This is a genomic window from Bacillus sp. SIMBA_031, assembly GCF_046535225.1.
Taxonomy (GTDB): domain Bacteria; phylum Bacillota; class Bacilli; order Bacillales; family Bacillaceae; genus Bacillus; species Bacillus velezensis.
In genome coordinates this window covers 1-245 of sequence record NZ_JAWRXC010000586.1, presented here as the reverse complement: position 1 = coordinate 245, position 245 = coordinate 1, and the positions used below count along the sequence as shown (strand labels likewise).

The window sequence follows — 245 nt, the reverse complement described above, 5'->3', positions numbered from 1 at the left end:
AACGTGGCACCGGCGCAGTTCAACGCACCACAGGCGTAGTACAGCTCATCAGTGGAGATCAGATCCAGCAGTTGGACGTTCGCCCCGCGCGTTGCTGCGCCGTTGGCGAAGGCCTGGCTGAACTCAGGGGAGGACGGACGCATGTCCCCGCCCACCAGGACGGTCTTGCCCTCAAGGCCGAGGACGTCGATAAAGGCAGCACCCACGGCCTCAACGATTTCAGCCGTGATGGATTCACCAACGAT

Annotated in this window: 1 protein-coding gene; it reads right to left on the bottom strand. The window is 62.0% G+C overall.

What is annotated here, in order from left to right; translation table 11 throughout:
- On the bottom strand, positions 1-245 hold a 245-nt coding region (locus SB724_RS21470), incomplete at both ends, for a hypothetical protein (protein ID WP_486304066.1).